We start from the raw sequence: 17,236 nt of genomic DNA, 5'->3' as shown, positions 1-17,236 counted from the left end.
TATGCGCGCTGCGCGGGGGGTTGACGTGTTCCCCTGCTGAAACTTCTTTCCGTTGCTTTCAGGACTCTTGCTGTAAGCATTGCGGCGGCGATACGTTTCGCGCGGGGTCGGACCCACGTAGAGCCGCCGCAATCGCAAGGAGTCCATCTGTGATACCGAGATGGCCGTCGCCGTCGAGGCGTCGTTCCGCCCATGTCGGACGGGTCGCCGCGGTCACCGTGACCGCGCTGGCCGCAGCGCTCGTCCAACCCCTCGCGGCGCGGGCGGACACCCCGCCGCCACCCCCGTCCGACGCCAGGCTCGCCGCGGCGCCCGCCCGGCACGACTCCACGCGCGAGCAGTTCTACTTCGTCCTGCCGGACCGCTTCGCCAACGGCGACACCGGCAACGACAAGGGCGGGCTGACGGGCACCCGCCTCGCCACCGGGTACGACCCCACCGACAAGGGCTTCTATCAGGGCGGCGACCTCAAGGGTCTGACCAGGAAGCTCGACTACATCAAGGATCTGGGCACCACCTCCATCTGGATGGCCCCGATCTTCAAGAACCAGCCCGTGCAGGGGACGGGGAGCGACGCCTCCGCCGGCTACCACGGCTACTGGATCACGGATTTCACCCAGGTCGACCCGCACTTCGGCACGAACAAGGACCTGGAGACCCTGATCTCCAAGGCCCACGCCAAGGGCATGAAGGTCTACTTCGACGTCATCACCAACCACACGGCCGATGTCGTCGACTACGAGGAGAAGTCCTACGACTACCTCTCCAAGGGCGCGTTCCCGTACCTGACCAAGGACGGCGAGCCCTTCGACGACACCGACTACGCGGACGGCACGAAGGACTTCCCGGCGGTCGACACCGACTCCTTCGCGCGCACCCCCAAGGCCACCAGGAACAACAAGGTCCCGTCATGGCTCAACGACCCGACGATGTACCACAACCGCGGGGACTCCACCTTCGCCGGTGAGAGCTCCGAGCAGGGCGACTTCTCCGGCCTCGACGACCTGTGGACCGAGCGTCCCGAGGTCGTCAGCGGCATGGAGAGGATCTACGAGAAGTGGGTCCGCGACTTCGACATCGACGGCTTCCGGATCGACACCGTGAAACACGTCGACCTGGAGTTCTGGACCCAGTGGGCCACCGCCCTCGACTCCTACGCGGCCCAGCACGGCCGCGACGACTTCTTCATGTTCGGCGAGGTCTACTCCGCCGACACGTCGATCACCTCGCCGTACGTCACCCAGGGCCGCCTCGACGCCACGCTCGACTTCCCCTTCCAGGAGGCGGCACGGCAGTACGCCTCCCAGGGCGGCAGCGCGCAGAAGCTCGCCAGTGTCCTCGGCGACGACTACAAGTACACGACCGACAAGGCCAACGCGTACGAGCAGGTCACCTTCCTCGGCAACCACGACATGGGCCGCATCGGGTACTTCCTGAACCAGGACAACCCGAAGGCGACCGACGCCGAGCTCCTCGCCAAGGACAAGCTCGCCAACGAGCTGATGTTCCTCAGCCGCGGCAACCCGGTCGTCTACTACGGCGACGAGCAGGGGTTCACCGGCGCCGGCGGCGACAAGGACGCCCGCCAGACCATGTTCGCGTCGAAGACGGCCGACTACCTCGACGACGACGAGATCGGCACCGACCGTACGCACGCGAGCGACGCGTACGACACGAGCGCGCCGCTGTACCGGCAGATCGCCGCTCTGTCCAACCTCCGCAAGGCCAACCCCGCCCTCACCGACGGCGTCCAGACCGAGCGCTACGCGGCTGACGGCAGCGGGGTCTACGCCTTCTCGCGCACCGACGCCAAGACGGGCACCGAGTACGTCGTCGCGTTCAACAACGCCGGTGAGGCGAAGTCGGCGACCTTCGCGACCGGTTCGGCCGGGATGAAGTTCTCCGGGATCTACGGGACTTCGAGCGCGGCGACGTCCGACGCCGACAAGAAGATCACCGTCACCGTCCCCGCCGGCTCCGCGATCGTCCTCAAGGCGGCCGGCAAGCTCGCCAAGCCCGCCACCGCGCCGACGCTCACCCTCAAGGCGCCCGACGCCGGAGCCACCGGCACGGTCGAGATCAGCGCCGATGTCACCGGCGGACAGCTCAACCGCGTCGTCTTCGCCGCGCAGGTCGGCAACGGCAAGTGGCGCACCCTCGGCTCCGCCGACCACGCGCCCTACAAGGTCACGCAGGTCGTCGGGGAGGACGTGGCGGCCGGAACGGCCCTGCGGTACAAGGCCGTTGTCATCGACTCGGCCGGACGCACCGCGAGCACCACGGCGGCCTCCACCACCGGCACCCCGCCCGCCGCGGAGATCCCCACCGCCTCCTCCCGCGACTACGCGATCGTCCACTACAAGCGCGCCGACGGCGACTACGTGAACTGGGGCCTGTACGCCTGGGGCGACATCGCCGACGGCGAGGCCACGAACTGGCCGGACAGCCACCCCTTCGTCGGCCGTGACGCCTACGGCGCCTTCGCCTACGTCAAGCTGAAGCCGGGCGCCTCCGGTGTCGGCTTCCTCGTCATCGACAAGGACGGCGACAAGGACGTCTCCGCCGACCGCACGATCGACGTCACCAGAACCGGCGAGGTCTGGATCGAGCAGGGCAGGACGGACGTCGTCACCGAGAGGCCCGACTATCCCGCGCAGGACAAGACCAAGGCGGTCCTGCACTACCACCGGGCCGACGGGAACTACGACGGCTGGGGACTGCACGTCTGGACGGGCGCCGCGAACCCCACGGACTGGTCGAAGCCCCTGGAGCCGGTGAAGACTGACGCCTATGGCGCGGTCTACGAGGTACCGCTCACCGACGGGGCCACCAGCCTCAGTTACATCCTCCACAAGGGCGACGAGAAGGACCTGCCCAGCGACCAGTCGCTCGACCTCACGGCGGGCGGTCACGAGGTGTGGCTGGTGAACGGCCAGGAGAAGTACCTGCTCCCGCAGCCCGCGGGCTCCGCGGCCGCCCTCGACCTGACCACCTCCAAGGCGGTCTGGATCGACCGGAACACGGTCGCCTGGAACGGCTCCGACGCCGCGGTCTCCACCCAGCTGCTGTACAGCCGCGACGGCTCGATCGCGGCCAAGGACGGCGCGCTGACCAGTGACGACGAGCGCCGGCTCCGGCTGTCGAAGACCACTCTCACCGACGCCCAGAAGGAGAAGTTCCCGCACCTGAAGGACTACACCGCCTGGTCCGTCGACCCGCGCGACCGCGACCGGGTACGCGAGGCACTGCGGGGCCAGCTCGTCGCCTCCCAGCGGGCCGTCAACGGCGCCGTCCTCGCGGCCACCGGAGTGCAGATCGCCGGCGTGCTCGACGATCTCCACCCGGCCGCGACCAAGGCCGACCTCGGCCCGACGTTCGACAGGAGCGGCCGTCCGACGCTGTCCGTCTGGGCGCCGACCGCGCAGAGCGTCGCGCTGGAGCTCGACGGCTCCACGGTGAGGATGAAGCGCGACACCTCCACCGGCGTCTGGTCCGTCACCGGCCCCAAGTCCTGGAAGGGCAAGGAGTACCGGTACGTCGTGAAGGTCTGGGCGCCCAGTGTCCAGAAGGTCGTCACCAACAAGGTCACCGACCCCTACTCGGTCGCCCTGACCGCCGACTCGGAGCGCAGTCTCGTCGTCGACCTGGCCGACAAGTCCCTCGCCCCGAGCGGCTGGTCGACGTACACCAAGCCGAAGGCCACCCCGCTCAAGGACGCCCAGATCCAGGAGCTGCACATCCGGGACTTCTCCGTCGCGGACAAGACGGCCGGCGACCCGGGCACGTACCTCGCCTTCACCGACAAGAACAGCGACGGCTCCAAGCACCTGAAGGAGCTCGCGAAGTCGGGCACCTCCTACGTCCATCTCCTCCCGGCGTTCGACATCGCCACCATCCCCGAGAAGAAGCCCGACCAGGCGACCCCCGACTGCGACCTGGCCTCCTACGCGGCCGACTCCGGCAAGCAGCAGGAGTGTGTCGCGAAGACGGCCGCGAAGGACGCCTACAACTGGGGCTACGACCCGTACCACTACACGGTCCCCGAGGGCTCCTACGCCACCGACCCCGACGGCACCGGGCGCACGGTCGAGTTCCGCGAGATGGTCAAGTCCCTGAACGAGGACGGCCTGCGGGTCGTCATGGACGTCGTCTACAACCACACGACGGCCGGCGGGCAGGCCGACACCAGCGTCCTCGACAAGCTCGTCCCCGGCTACTACCAGCGGCTCCTCGCCGACGGCTCGGTAGCCAACAGCACCTGCTGCGCCAACACGGCACCCGAGAACGCCATGATGGGCAAGCTGGTCGTCGACTCGATCGTCACCTGGGCCAAGGAGTACAAGGTCGACGGCTTCCGCTTCGACCTCATGGGCCACCACCCGAAAGCCAACATCCTGGCGGTCCGCAAGGCCCTGGACGGGCTGACCCTCGCCAAGGACGGCGTCGACGGCAAGAAGATCATCCTGTACGGCGAGGGCTGGAACTTCGGCGAGGTAGCCGACGACGCCCGCTTCGTGCAGGCCACCCAGAAGAACATGGCCGGAACCGGCATCGCCACCTTCTCCGACCGGGCCCGTGACGCGGTGCGCGGCGGCGGCCCCTTCGACGAGGACCCCGGAGTCCAGGGCTTCGCGTCCGGGCTCTACACCGACCCCAACTCCTCGAAGAACAACGGCACCACGGCCGAGCAGAAGGCCCGTCTGCTGCACTACCAGGACCTCATCAAGGTCGGGCTGAGCGGCAACCTCGCCAAGTACACGTTCACCGACACCGACGGCAAGGAGGTCACCGGCGCCGAGGTCGACTACAACGGCCAGCCCGCCGGCTACGCGGACGCGCCCGGCGACGCCCTCGCCTACGCCGACGCCCACGACAACGAGTCGCTGTTCGACGCGCTGACGTACAAGCTGCCCGCCACGACCGGTGCCGACGACCGCGCCCGGATGCAGGTCCTCGCCATGGCGACCGCGACCCTCTCGCAGGGCCCGGCGCTCTCCCAGGCGGGCACCGACCTGCTGCGCTCCAAGTCCCTGGACCGCAACTCCTACGACAGCGGCGACTGGTTCAACGCCATCCACTGGAGCTGCGAGGACGGCAACGGCTTCGGACGCGGGCTGCCGATGGCGGCCGACAACGAGTCCAAGTGGTCCTTCGCCAAGCCCCTGTTGGGTGCGGTGAAGGTGGGCTGCCCGCAGATCGAGGGAAGCTCGGCGGCGTACCAGGACCTGCTGCGGATCCGTTCGACGGAGAGCGTGTTCTCCCTCGGCACGGCCGCGCAGGTGCAGTCGAAGCTGTCCTTCCCGCTGTCGGGCAAGGAGGAGACGCCGGGTGTGATCACCATGGAACTCGGTGACCTCGTCGTGGTGTTCAACGCGACGCCCGAGGCCCAGAAGCAGCGGGTGGCCGCCCTGGCCGGCACGGCGTACGCGCTGCACGAGGTGCAGGCGACGGGTGCGGACTCTACCGTCAAGGCGTCTTCCTACGAGCGGGTTTCGGGCACCTTCGCCGTTCCGGGACGGACTGTGGCCGTATTCTCCCGCAAGTCCTGACAACGGCATTACCTTGGTGGGGCAGACCCGGAACCGGGTCTGCCCCATCGTGCTGTCCAAGGGCTGAACACATGGACGTCAACGGAGACCTGACAGGCACGACCGTGATGGTCGTGGACGATGCGGAGGCAAGCCGGTACGCCATGAGCACCCTGCTGAGCCGTGCGGGCCACCGGGTCGTTCCGGTCGCCAGCGGTCACGAGGCGCTCGCCGAACTCGACGATCGGCTGCGCAAGGGCACCCTGCCGGACGTGGCCCTCGTCGACGTGGGCCTGCCGGACATGAGCGGCTTCGAACTGTGCCGTCTGTTCAAGGAGCGGCCGCACACGGCCGGGCTGCCCGTCGTGCACTTCTCGGCGGCCAACGTGGCCCCGGTCGACTGCTGCGAGGGCCTGGGCGCGGGATTCGAGTCCTATCTGAAGGTGCCCGCCGAGCCCCTGGAGATCGAGGCCGTGGTCCGGGCCGCCGTGCGCAACGCACAAGTGCGGGCCGACGACCGGGCGCTGGTACGACGGCTGACACTGCTGTCGGAGACGATCGTCACCATCCAGGCGGCGCGCTCCCTGCCGGAACTCACCGACGCGGCCGCCGAGGGCATCTCGCGGGTCACCGGCACCCCCGCCGCCGTCTTCGTCCTCGACCAGGAGGACCGGCTGTACCGGGGTCTGTCCCGGGACCGCGTTCCCGTCGCCCTGCCGGACGAGGGGGCCGACCGGGCGGTGGCCGCGCTGCTCCAGCGGCTCACCCGGGGACAGGCCGTCGGCGTGCAGCTCACCACGGTGCCCGCGCCACTGTGGCCGGCCGGGTACTTCCGGCCGGGCGTGGAGCACGACGCCCGGCTGGCGCTCGTCCGCACACAGGACGGCAGGGCCACGGTGTGCCTGGCCGCGCCCGCGCGCGGGATGCGGCGGCTGGGCCCCGAGCGCGAGAGCCTGCTGGCCCAGCTGACCCAGGCCACCGCGTTCGCCGCGGAACCGCTGCTCATGTACCAGGTGGAGCGGCATGTCGCCCTCACCCTCCAGCACAGCTTCCTGCCCCAGCCGCACCGGCTGCCCGAGCTGCCCGGCATGGACGTCGTGGTCCGCTATGTGCCCGCGTCCCCGGAGACCGAGATCGGCGGCGACTTCTACGCGGCGCTGCGTACGGACGAGGGCGTGCTCACCGCGGTCGGCGACGTCGTCGGGCACTCGCTGGACGCGGCGACCGTCATGGTGGAGATCCGGCACGCGCTGCGCGCCTACGCCGTCGAGGACAGCGACCCGGCCGTGCTCGCGCAGCGCCTCGACCGGATGCTCCAGCGCTACCACCCCGACCTCACGGCCACGGTCTGTCTGGCCCTGATCGACCCCGGCACCGGGCGCACCCTGATCGCCAACGCGGGACACATCCCCCCGCTGATCGTCCGGGACACCGGCAGCGCCGACTACGTCAAGGCGGCCGGTCCGCTGCTCGGAGTCGGGCTGCCCCACCCGCCGACCACCGAGCTCTTCCTCGAACCCACCGACCGGCTCCTCATGGTCACCGACGGCCTGATCGAGACCCGGGGCACCGACCTCTCGGCCTCGATGGAGCACCTCCGCGCGGCCGCCGCCGGCTCCCTGCCCGGCCTGGACGCCCTGTGCGACACCCTTCTGGCCTCCTTCGGCCACGACCGGGACGACGACATCGCGATGCTGGCGCTGCGGCTGGGGTGAGACGGCCCTGTGAGGGCTCTTGTACGACGGTTAGGGTGCCCTCGTCGCCCTAGAACAGGAGTCCTCATGCCGCAGATCACGATCGAACGCTCCCCGTATCTCGACCATGTCGACTGGGAGGAGTTCGCCCTGGCGCTGCACCCGGTCGTCGTCGAGACGGCGGCCGCGAAGCTCGAGGCGTGCAAGACCCGGGTGCTGCGCACCGAGGACGAGGCGGTCGGCGGCGAGAAGGAGAACCACGCGATCGTGAACGTGACGCTCGCCCTGCTCGCCGGTCGGTCCGAGGAGACCAAGGCGAAGCTCACCGAGGCGGTCGTGGAACTGCTGCGCAAGCACGTCGGGCCCGCGGACGGCGTCGCCGTGCACCTCTCCGCCGAGGTACGCGACCTGGACGCCTCCTACACCAAGGCCGTGCTCTAGGACGCCAGCGCGATCAGCCGGGCCGCCAGGTCGGTGAAGGGGCCGTCGTGCGGCTCGTCCCTGAGCATGTGGCGCAGCAGCGCGGACATCTCCTCGTCGTGGGCCGCGCTCACCGCGGCCAGTGCCGCGAAGTCGTGCACGAGCTGCACCTCCAGCTCGTCGCGCGGGATGCGCCGGCCGTCCAGCCAGATCAGCGCGGTCGACTCGGCGAGCGAGATCCAGGAGCGGATGACCAGTTCCAGCCGCGCGGGCGGGTTCTCCACCCGCAGATGCGAAAGGATCTGGTCATACGCGGCCTGCCGTACGGAGTCGATGAGCGCGTTGGTCGTCGAGGAGCCGACGGCCGGGCCGCCCCGCATCAGCGCCGCGAAACCGGGCCCGTGGTCGTCCACGAAGTCGAAGTACCGCCGCATCACCCGCAGCAGCCGCGTGCCCAGCGGCCCTTCCCGCGCCTCGACGAACCGGTCCGCGAGATCGTCGGCCGCACGCTTCAACGCGGCCTCGTAGAGGCTGAGTTTGCCGGGGAAGTAGTGGTAGACCAGCGGGCGGGAGATGCCTGCCGCGGTCGCTATCTCGTCGATGGAGACATCGTCGGGCGAGCGTTGGCTGAACAGTTCGAGGGCAACGCCGATCAGCTGCTGCCGCCGCTCCTCGACTCCCATTCTTCGCCGTACCCCGGTAGTCATGCGAACACCTTACCGATCGGATCCGGCCCGGAACGGCCCGGTCCGGACACGGGTGTTCACATATCCAGCACAAGTCGCTCACTTCGTGCTCGCGAAACGCAGATCAGTATCGAGTCCCCGCGCTCCGCGTCCGTCAGCAACTCGTCCCGGTGGTCCACCTCGCCCTCCAGCACCCGCTGTTGGCAGGTCCCGCAGAAACCCTGCTCGCAGGAGTAGAGCGTGTTCGGCAGTTCCCGGCGCACGGCGGCCAGCACGGAGGAGTCCGCCGGGACCGCCAACGTCCGTCCGCTGCGCCGGAGTTCGACCTCGAACGCGGCCCCCGGCGCGGTGGCGCGGGGCGTGAACCGCTCCAGGTGCACCTGCGGGAACCGCTCCTCGACCGCCGCCATGAGCCCTTCAGGACCGCAGCAGTAGACGGCGGCATCCTCGGGCACGTCCAGCGCGCCGAGTTCGGGCGTACCCGCCACGACGGTCACCTGGTCCAGTTCCTCGAGCTCCGCCAGGAACGGCATCGACTCCCGTGACCGCCCGCAGTACAGCAACCGCCACTCCGCACCGTCCGGCAGCGCCCTCAGCATCGGCAGGATCGGCGTGATCCCGATGCCGCCCGCGACGAAGACGTAGGAGGGTGCCTCGACCAGCGGGAAGCGGTTCCGCGGCCCGCGCACCTCCAGCTCCATCCCCTCGGCCACCTGTTCGTGCACCTCGCGCGAGCCGCCCCGCCCGTCCGTCACCAGCCGGGTCGCCACCGTGTACGACGAGGTGTCCGCCGGGTCCCCGCACAGCGAGTACTGCCGGACAAGGCCCGACGGCAGGACGAGGTCCAGGTGCGCGCCGGGCTCCCAGCGCGGCAAGTCCTTTCCCTCCAGGAGCAGTTGTACGACCCCGTCGGCGGCCTCCTCGCGCGAGGCCACCAGCAGCCGCAGCGCCCGCGACCGGGGCCGCCCGGAGACCGGCTCGTCCAGCGCGGGCATCGGCCACAGCGGCGAGGCCTGGATACGGCGGCGCATCGCCCGGCGGGTGAGGAGCGCGGCCCCCGCGACGAGCACGACGGTCAGGGGCTTCGGCATCACTCGGCACCCTTCTCCGCCGCGAGGGCCGCGACGGCGGCGGGGGAGGAGGCCAGATAGGCGACGGCCTGCTCGGTGCACCCCTCCTGGGAGGGGTGGTAGGCGCGGCTCAGATAGCGCGGTATCGACCTGAGCATGTCGCCGGTCCCGGGCAGCACACCGCGCCGCCCCCGGACGTGGAAGTCCTTGAAGCTCGCCCTGCTGTCGGCCAGTGTCGGGTCGTTCGTCATGAAGAAGCGGGCCCCGCGCTGCCACAGGAACACCAGCGTCGTGAACGCCGTGGCCCAGGTGCGTACCCGGCGCCGGTAGCTGCCGTCCACATGCTGGAAGAGGTCGAAGGCGACCGAGCGGTGCTCGACCTCCTCGGCACCGTGCCAGCGCAGCAGGTCCAGCATGGTGGGATCGGCGCCTCGCCGGTCCAACTCCTCGGCGTTCAGCACCCAGTTGCCGAGGAAGGCGGTGTAGTGCTCGATGGCCGCGATGAGGGCCACACGCTCCAGCAGCCACCACTTGCGCGCCTTGCCCGGCGGCAGGGTCCGGTCGCCGAGCAGCTTCTCGAAGAACCAGTCGATCTGCGCGGTGTAGGGCGTCGGATCGAGACCCAGCTCCTTCAGATGGGGCAGCACCTCGTCATGGGCCTGCGAGTGCATGGCCTCCTGGCCGATGAACCCGATGACGTCCTCGCGCAGTTGCTCGTCCCGGATGAGCGGCAACACCTGCTTGTAGACGTGGACGAACCAGCGCTCGCCGGCCGGCAGCAGAAGATGGAGCACATTGATGGTGTGTGTGGTGAAGGGATCGCCGGGCACCCAGTGGAGCGGAGTGTCCTCCCAGGCGAAGGACACCTTCCGCGCCTTGAGCGGCACCCGGTCCGGCGTGTTGGACATGGCGTCAATGTACTGACGGGTAAGTCTTCCGGGAACCCTCGCGCACGCTCTTGTTTACGTCAGTGTCAGCAAGCCTGTTGGGCTGAGCGGGCCCGCTCCCTACCGCAGCCCGTTGATCGACCGCCCGTCCTCCAGCGTCCCCTTCAGCCCGGCCTGCGCGCCTTCCTTGGTCTTCACGGTCAGCAGGTTGCCCCGGGCGGAGCCACTGACCGCACCCGTCGCACCGACCGACGCCGTGTCCTTGCTGCCGGCCGCCAGCAGATACCAGTCGCCCGCCTCCGACTTCCACAGCACACCCGCCAGCACATGCGGGTCCCGCGGTCCGCACGCCGGGACGTTCTCGGCCTTCGCCGCGACCGCCCCGTACGCCCCGCCCGGAGTGCGGAACTGCGCCAGCACACGGGTGCCGCCACCACGCCAGGTCTCGGCGCGCGTGCACATCCACTCCGCGGCACCGCTCGCGTCGGGCAGCCGCTGCTCGGCGTACGGCCACGCGTTCACCGTCCGTACGCCCGCCGAGCGCATCGCCGACAGGGAGCAGGCGTACGGCGCCCAGGTGCGCAGCGCCTGAGCGCCGTACGCCTCGTGGAGCGCGCCGGGGCGGCCGGTGGTGAGCCGGGCCGGGACCAGTTCGCCGAGGTCGCTCATCAGACGGGTGCCACTGCGGTCGCTCAGCTGGAGGACGTTCCAGGACGTGCAGCCGCCGGTCTGCTGGGCGGGTCCGGCCAGCGGCGAGGTCACCCCGTCGGTCAGGGTGAGGGCCATCGTGCCGGCGGAGGGCTTCAGAAGATCCCGCTCGGCGGCCTTTGTCACCCAAGGCGCCATGAGATAGCGGACATTGCCGTCGGCCCGGCCCAGCACGACCGCGCTCGCCTCGGCCGACGTCGCCCCGTCGACCCGCGCGAAGTCGAGGGCCGCGCCCTGCGTGCCGTCCTGCGGCTCGGCGTAACGGGCGATGCGCAGACCGTCGTAGAGGATCACCACGCGCGCGTTGTCGACGTTTCCGGCGTACAGGAGCTGGGCCGGTCCCGAGGGGCCGCCGGACGGGGTGCCGGGGGTCGCGGAGACCCGTACCGTCTCGCCGGGGCGGGCCCAGACGGCGAGGGCGCGGCGCAGCAGCGCGGTGTCGTCGGTGAGGTCGCCGCGGGCGGGCCACACGGAGAAGTCGTTGCGCGAGGCGGCCTGCCAGGCGGTGGCCGGGACCCTCGTCACCCGGCCCGGGTCGAGGGCGGCCTGGGCGGCCGGGTTCTGCGCGTACGCGGGAGCGGCCGCGCCGTCCGGGCCCCAGCCGTCACCGGGCAGGCCGAGCAGTGCCCCGCACACGGTGACGGCCACGGCCGCGGCGAGCGCGGCCTTCATGTGCTGCCGGCGCCGCATCAGGTCGGTGGGCCGGGCCTGGAGCGAGCAGGGGTCGAACTCGGCGGAGTCGAGGAGCGGGTACTGGGCCGGGACGGTGTCTGCCTCCTCCAGCGCCTCGTCCGGCTCCGCCACACCGGCCGCCGTCAGTACCCGGCGGACATCGCCGTCCGGGAGCCGCTCCAGGCCGCGCAGTACGTAGGCGGCGCGGGCCGGGCCGGACAGGGCGGACAGCTTCTGGTCCAGGGCGAGTTCATCGGCCCCGCCCGAGCGGGGGAAGAGTCTGAGGCCCCACACCTGGGGGAGCAGCGGCGGCAGCTGGGAGCGCTTGGGCCACGCTTTGCGGACCAGTGGCAGGCCCGCCTCCAGTGCCGTACGCAGCACTTGGAGACGGACGAGGGCGTACCCGGGGTCGCCGTCGCGGCCGGTCGACTGGGCCGGGATGACGGGCGTGGAGGCACGCCCCCGGGGCAGGGCGCGCTGGGTGAGGGCGTGCGCGGTCAGGACCCGCCGATTGCGGCCCAGGCTCGGCGGCAGCACCAGATAGGCGAGCCGGACGAGCCGTGGGTAGTGTTCGACGAGCGCGGCCTCGGCCTGTTCGACATCGACGAACGGCTCGGGGGAGGCGGGTGCGGGGGGCGGGGCGACATCCTGTGACTGCACGTTCAGCAAAACGAGCGAATCGTTGGTTGGTCACCACCGTCCGGGTGGCTCAGCTCCCCGACGGATCCTCCGGCTCGACCAGCGCCCGCGCGTAGTTGGCCATCGACCGCTGGTAGCGCGGCAGATGGGGGGCGAGCGCGCCCAGGACGAGGGAGAGGCCCTCGCGGTCCCGGCCGAGGCTGGACAGGCACAGTGCCAGACACCCTCGTACGGCGTCGTCCAACTCGTCCGAAGGGGCGTCGAGTTCGGGTGTCAGCAGCTTGACGCCCTCTTCGGCCTGTCCGATGTTCCGCAGCGAGCTGGACAGCTGGATCTTGGCGCGGCGGCCCTTGTAGCCGCTCAGCCCCAGGGCCAGTGCCTCGCGGTACAGCGGGGCCGCCTTGTCGGAGTGTCCGGTCGAGTCCCAGGCGCAAGCCCGCTCGAAGGGGCCGTCCGGGCTGCCGGCGGGAAGCTCGGCGACCAGGGCGTCGATCACCGCCCGGAAATCGGCGGCCCGGTCCTCGGGATACTCGTCGAAAGTGGCCCAGGCGGCCGTGATCTGCTGTTCCCAGTCCTCGTTCACCGGCACACTGTCGCACGGGTGTGCCCACGAAGGCAGCGAATTTGAGCACACCTTGCCCCACAGCCGTATGCAAGGGGACGGGCACCCAGGCCCATGGGAAGGTTCCGGAGGAACAGATGAGGTTGACCCGACCGATGCTCGCGGTTGCCGCGGCGGCTCTTGTACTGACCGGCTGCGGCTCCGGTGGCGACGACGACAAGGCCGCCGTACCGGAGACGGCGACCGGCAGCCTCGAGCACCTGGCCGCCGAGGTGGGCTGCGCTCCGACCATCCAGATCGACGCCGACGAGATCCGCCAGGCCTCGTGCCGCAAGAGCGACGCCGACGGCAAGTTCATCCTGGCCACCTTCGCCACCGACCGCGGCCAGCGCGAGTGGATCAACGGGGCCAAGGACTACGGCGGTCACTACCTGGTGGGCCGCAAGTGGATCGCCGTCGGCGAGACCAAGACGGTGACCACCCTGCGCGCCACGCTCGGCGGCGACATCGAGGAGGGCCAGGACCACACCGCGCACTCCGGCAGTCACTGAGCACGAGAAAGCCGGCGGTGGGACATCCCACCGCCGGCTTTCCCATGCGCTAGCTCACTGGCACTTCTGGCCGGTGTTGATGCACTTGACCAGCTTGTTCATCGTGTTCGCGGAGAAGAAGTTGATGAAGTCGTTGTGGTCGGTGATCGGCTTGTGCAGGTTCTCCGGGAAGGTGTCCACCGCGTACGGGTTCACGACCGTCCCGTTCTCGATGGTCGGGGCCGGAACGTTGTAGACCAGCCGGACCTGGAGCTGCGGGATCGCCTTGAAGTTGTTCGCGCAGGTGCCGTCGGCCTGGACGAACGCCACGTGGGTGCGGTGGTTGGCGCTGTCGATGTTCTGACCGTCCCAGCAGCTCTGGAAGTTGGTCGTGCGCACCACCTGGCTGCCCTGCGGGCAGATCGGGTACTTGTCCTCGAGCTGGACCTTGTTCTCGAAGCCGGTGCAGCTCCAGTTCACGTTGGCGTTGGCGTTGCCGTTGACGAACGCCTTGGCGTCACCGGTGATGATGCGCAGGGCCGTCGGCATCGCGACGACGTTGCCCTTCTTGTTGCCGACGAACTTCAGCTGAGCCTGCGCGGGCTGGAGGATCGTGCCCACGTTGCCCTCGGTGCCACCGCCGGCCGCGTTCTGGTCGAAGTCCTGCGAACCGTCCTGCAGTCGCAGCACCGGCCAGAAGTACGACGACTTGTCGCCCTGGTTCTGGCAGCTGGTCTGCGCCGCCGCCAGCTCCTGGTCGCTCGCGAACGCGTCGTTGCTCTGGTTGCCGACGTAGTCGTGCAGGTGGTGAGCACCGTTGGAGACACCGGGCGCCACGATCACGTTGTCCGTGTTGTGGTTGTCGTTCCCGTTGGTGCCGCACTTGGTGGTGAAGGTGCCTCGCGAACCCGACCGGCCGTTCGCCGCGAGTCCGTTGGCGCCCACACCCAGCTGGGCGTTGGCCTGGACCTGCGTGATGTCCACGAAGTCGTCGGCCGTCGGGCCGTTGCCTCCCTGACCGTTCTGCTGGCCGTTGCCCTGGTCCTGACCCTGATCCTGGCCGTTGTCCTGGCCCTGGTCCTGACCGTCGCCCTGCTGCTGGCCGTCACCCTGCTGCTGACCGTCGCCCTGCTGCTGACCGCCGTCGTTCTGGCCGGCCTCGCCGTCGTTGGTCTGCGGCTGCTCGGCCGGGACGCCGGTGCATCCGGCGAACTGGCCCAGGTTGGGGTTGGCGCCGCCGGCGCGCTGGATGTTGATCCGGATCCGGTCCAGAGCCGCGGTCCGCTTGTCCTTGAGCGGGCCGAGGATCGCGTTCTGGACGAATCCCGTGTCGTTCGTCTGCGCCTGGCGCGTGGAGGCGAGCCGGGCGTAGGCCTCCGTGATCTGCTTGTCCAGGTTCGCCAGCTCCGTACTCACGCCGGACCGGGCGCCGTTCGGGACGTTCGTCAGCTTCTGGCCGACGTCCGGGCACTGGATCGTGGCGATCTGTGCTGCGGCGGCCTTGACCTGGTTCTGTCCCGACCCCGACTCATGCGCCGAGGCGTAGAAGTTCGCCCAGACAAGCCCGCCCCCACCGAGCGCTAGGGCTGCCGACCCGGCCACGACCTTGGTGGTCATCGACGTACGGCGTTTGCGAATGTTGCGTCCCATGGAACTCCTCTGACTTCCTTGCGGGGCGTCGAGTCGCCCGACAGGAGTGAAGCGGCGCAGTTCCATACGGACCTGGTCCCACGGGTGTTCAGTCGCCTCACAAACAAATCAGAGGATTACTCGGCTGTCCGGCCACAACAATCGCCTGAACAGCGGAAGTTACAGAAAATCAGCAACCGTTCACCGGCCCTGGTCCAGATAGGCGAGGACCGCCAGAACGCGTCGATTGTCGTCATCCGACACCTCGAGGTCCAGTTTGGTGAAGATGTTGGAGGTGTGCTTGGCAATGGCCCGTTCTGTGACGACGAGCTGTCCCGCGATCGCCGCGTTGGACCGGCCCTGCGCCATCAGCTCCAGCACCTCCAGCTCCCGCGGGGTCAGCCGGCCCAGCGGCTGGTCCGCGGCGGCCCGCCGGGTCAGCAACTGCTGGATGACCTGTGGGTCCATCGCGGTGCCGCCCGCCGCCACCCGGTGCACGGCGTCCACGAACTGCGCCGCGTCGAACACCCGGTCCTTGAGCAGATACCCCACGGCGCCGGTGCCGTCGGCCAGCAGTTCGCGCGCGTACAGCTGCTCCACGTGCTGCGACAGCACCAGCACGGGAAGCCCGGGCCGCGCCCGGCGGGCGTCGAGCGCACACTGCAGGCCCTCATCGGTGTGCGTGGGAGGCAGCCGTACGTCGACCACGGCGACGTCCGGCTCCAGCTCGGCCAGCGCGCGGGCGAGCTCGGGGCCGGACTCGACGGCCGCGGCGATCTCGAAGTCGTGGGCTTCCAGCAGCCGGACCAGTCCGTCGCGCAGCAGGAACAGGTCTTCGGCTAGGACAACACGCAAGGGATCTCCATGGTCACCATGGTGGGACCGCCCGCGGGGCTGCTGACGGCCAGGACGCCGTCGAATGTACCCAGCCGGCGCTCGACCCCGGCCAGACCCGAACCCGCCCCGATCGCCGCGCCGCCCTTGCCGTCGTCGGTGACGGTGATCCGCAGCATGCCCTCGGTGTGGTGCAGGTCGATCCAGAGCCGGTCGGCGCCGGAGTGCTTCACGGCGTTGGTGAGGACCTCGCTGATCGCGAAGTACGCCGCCGCCTCGACCGGCGCGTCCGCCCGCCCGGTCAGCTCCACCGTCACCTCGGAGGGCAGCGGCAGCCGCAGCGCCAACGCCTTCACGGCGTCCCCCAGTCCACGCTCGGCCAGCACCGGCGGATGGATGCCGCGGACCAGGTCGCGCAGTTCGGCCAGGGCGTCGACGGAGGACTTGCGGGTCTGCGCGAGCAACTCCTTGGCTTTCCCCGGGTCCTTGTCGAGGAGCATCTCGATGGTGCCCAGGTCCATGCCCATGGCGACCAGCCGGGCCTGCGCCCCGTCGTGCAGATCCCGCTCGATGCGCCGCAGTTCGGCGGCGGAGGTGTCCACGGCATCGCGCCGCGTCTCGGTCAGCACCCGTACCCGCTCGGCGAGTTCACCCCGGCCGGCACCGAGAACGGCCTTGGTGAGCCGGAAGTGGGCCTGGAGCGCCCGGGGGGCGAAGAAGTGGCCGAAGAAGAGGATGACGAGCCCGAGGGCGGCGGCGGCCAGCGCCGAGGCCTGTCCGGTGACGGGGACGAATCCGTACCAGTACCCGTCGGGGAACACCCGCCACAGCCCCGCCGCCAGCGCGAACCCCTCCAGGGGGTAGAGCACGAGCACGGCAGGCAGCAGCGCGGTGACGAAGCCCGCCGTCATGTCGACCGGCAGCCACCGGAAGTCCCGCCAGGTCGCCGGGTCCCGCAGCATGCCGAAGGTGCGCGTCCACGGGTTGGCGTCCTGGGGGATCGGCCGGTACGCCGACGGGATCCGCACCCCGCCCCACTCGGCGGCCAGCACCCGCCGCCAGTCCGCGAACGCCCGTACGCCGGTCAGCACCCACGGTGTGGTGACGATCCCGACCCCGATCGGGATCAGCGCGAAGGACACCAGGGAGAGCGTGAAGCAGAGCACGGCCCCCGGCAGCGCCACCAGCGCCAGCCCCAACCCCCGAACCGCCGCCCGCCCCATGCCTTTTGCCCCTGTGCGACCGCTGTCGCGCGGTGTCTCGATGTCCATGGCAGCCAGTCTGGCCGAGGGGGCGGGCGGGGGCACGGGGCTTGGACACCGGGTCAGGGGGTGGTGCTGGGTACACCCCCTGGTACACCCCTTGGTGCGCCCCCCG

At 70.1% G+C, this 17,236-nt stretch carries 12 protein-coding genes; 4 read left to right on the top strand and 8 right to left on the bottom strand.

Features of this window, described 5'->3' with window-relative positions:
- The first annotated feature begins 149 nt into the window (after positions 1–149).
- From pulA to TN53_RS08615, 3 genes are all read left to right on the top strand, one after another.
- Entirely contained in the window at positions 150–5,549 is a 5,400-nt protein-coding gene (gene pulA, locus TN53_RS08625; protein WP_046257823.1) for a pullulanase-type alpha-1,6-glucosidase, read from the top strand.
- Between the two features lie 71 nt (positions 5,550–5,620).
- A complete protein-coding gene (locus TN53_RS08620; RefSeq protein ID WP_046257822.1) occupies positions 5,621–7,243 on the top strand; it encodes a fused response regulator/phosphatase in 1,623 nt (540 codons plus the stop codon).
- 66 nt (positions 7,244–7,309) lie between these two features.
- Complete coding sequence (locus TN53_RS08615) at positions 7,310–7,663, top strand: 5-carboxymethyl-2-hydroxymuconate Delta-isomerase (protein WP_046257821.1); 354 nt, start codon at positions 7,310–7,312, stop codon at positions 7,661–7,663.
- Here the strand turns inward: TN53_RS08615 and TN53_RS08610 are convergent.
- The 5 genes from TN53_RS08610 to TN53_RS08590 all read right to left on the bottom strand — a co-directional run bounded on the left by TN53_RS08610 (position 7,660) and on the right by TN53_RS08590 (position 12,887).
- Complete coding sequence (locus TN53_RS08610; RefSeq protein WP_095046374.1) at positions 7,660–8,349, bottom strand: TetR/AcrR family transcriptional regulator; 690 nt, start codon at positions 8,347–8,349, stop codon at positions 7,660–7,662. The genes TN53_RS08615 and TN53_RS08610 overlap by 4 nt on opposite strands.
- Positions 8,350–8,405: 56 nt before the next feature.
- Positions 8,406–9,419 carry a PDR/VanB family oxidoreductase gene (locus TN53_RS08605; protein WP_046257819.1) on the bottom strand — a complete coding sequence of 338 codons (1,014 nt, stop codon included), beginning with the start codon at positions 9,417–9,419 and terminating at the stop codon, positions 8,406–8,408.
- On the bottom strand, positions 9,419–10,306 hold the full coding sequence (locus TN53_RS08600) for a metal-dependent hydrolase (RefSeq protein WP_046257818.1): 888 nt from the start codon (positions 10,304–10,306) through the stop codon (positions 9,419–9,421). The genes TN53_RS08605 and TN53_RS08600 overlap by 1 nt, the downstream gene beginning before the upstream one ends.
- Before the next feature lie 99 nt (positions 10,307–10,405).
- A complete protein-coding gene (locus TN53_RS08595) occupies positions 10,406–12,325 on the bottom strand; it encodes a hypothetical protein (RefSeq protein WP_046257907.1) in 1,920 nt (639 codons plus the stop codon).
- 49 nt (positions 12,326–12,374) lie between these two features.
- The gene (locus TN53_RS08590) at positions 12,375–12,887 is read right to left on the bottom strand and encodes a tetratricopeptide repeat protein (protein ID WP_199924535.1); all 513 of its coding nucleotides are present in this window, start codon (positions 12,885–12,887) and stop codon (positions 12,375–12,377) included.
- Positions 12,888–13,003: 116 nt separating this feature from the next.
- On the opposite strand from TN53_RS08590, the gene TN53_RS08585 reads away from it, so the two are divergent.
- A complete protein-coding gene (locus TN53_RS08585; protein ID WP_046257817.1) occupies positions 13,004–13,417 on the top strand; it encodes a hypothetical protein in 414 nt (137 codons plus the stop codon).
- Between the two features lie 54 nt (positions 13,418–13,471).
- Here TN53_RS08585 and TN53_RS08580 read toward each other — a convergent pair whose 3' ends face one another.
- The 3 genes from TN53_RS08580 to TN53_RS08570 all read right to left on the bottom strand — a co-directional run bounded on the left by TN53_RS08580 (position 13,472) and on the right by TN53_RS08570 (position 17,130).
- Positions 13,472–15,046 (bottom strand): DUF1996 domain-containing protein, encoded by a 1,575-nt coding sequence (locus TN53_RS08580; RefSeq protein ID WP_046257816.1) that lies wholly within the window; start codon positions 15,044–15,046, stop codon positions 13,472–13,474.
- 180 nt (positions 15,047–15,226) lie between these two features.
- Complete coding sequence (locus TN53_RS08575) at positions 15,227–15,880, bottom strand: LuxR C-terminal-related transcriptional regulator (protein ID WP_046257815.1); 654 nt, start codon at positions 15,878–15,880, stop codon at positions 15,227–15,229.
- Entirely contained in the window at positions 15,865–17,130 is a 1,266-nt protein-coding gene (locus TN53_RS08570) for a sensor histidine kinase (protein WP_046257814.1), read from the bottom strand. Before TN53_RS08570 ends, TN53_RS08575 begins: the two co-directional genes overlap by 16 nt.
- Positions 17,131–17,236 lie beyond the last annotated feature (106 nt).

The organism is Streptomyces sp. WM6386, from assembly GCF_000972385.1.
GTDB lineage: Bacteria > Actinomycetota > Actinomycetes > Streptomycetales > Streptomycetaceae > Streptomyces.
The sequence above is the reverse complement of the archived record's forward strand: the minus strand, read 5'-3'. Positions and strand labels throughout refer to the sequence as shown.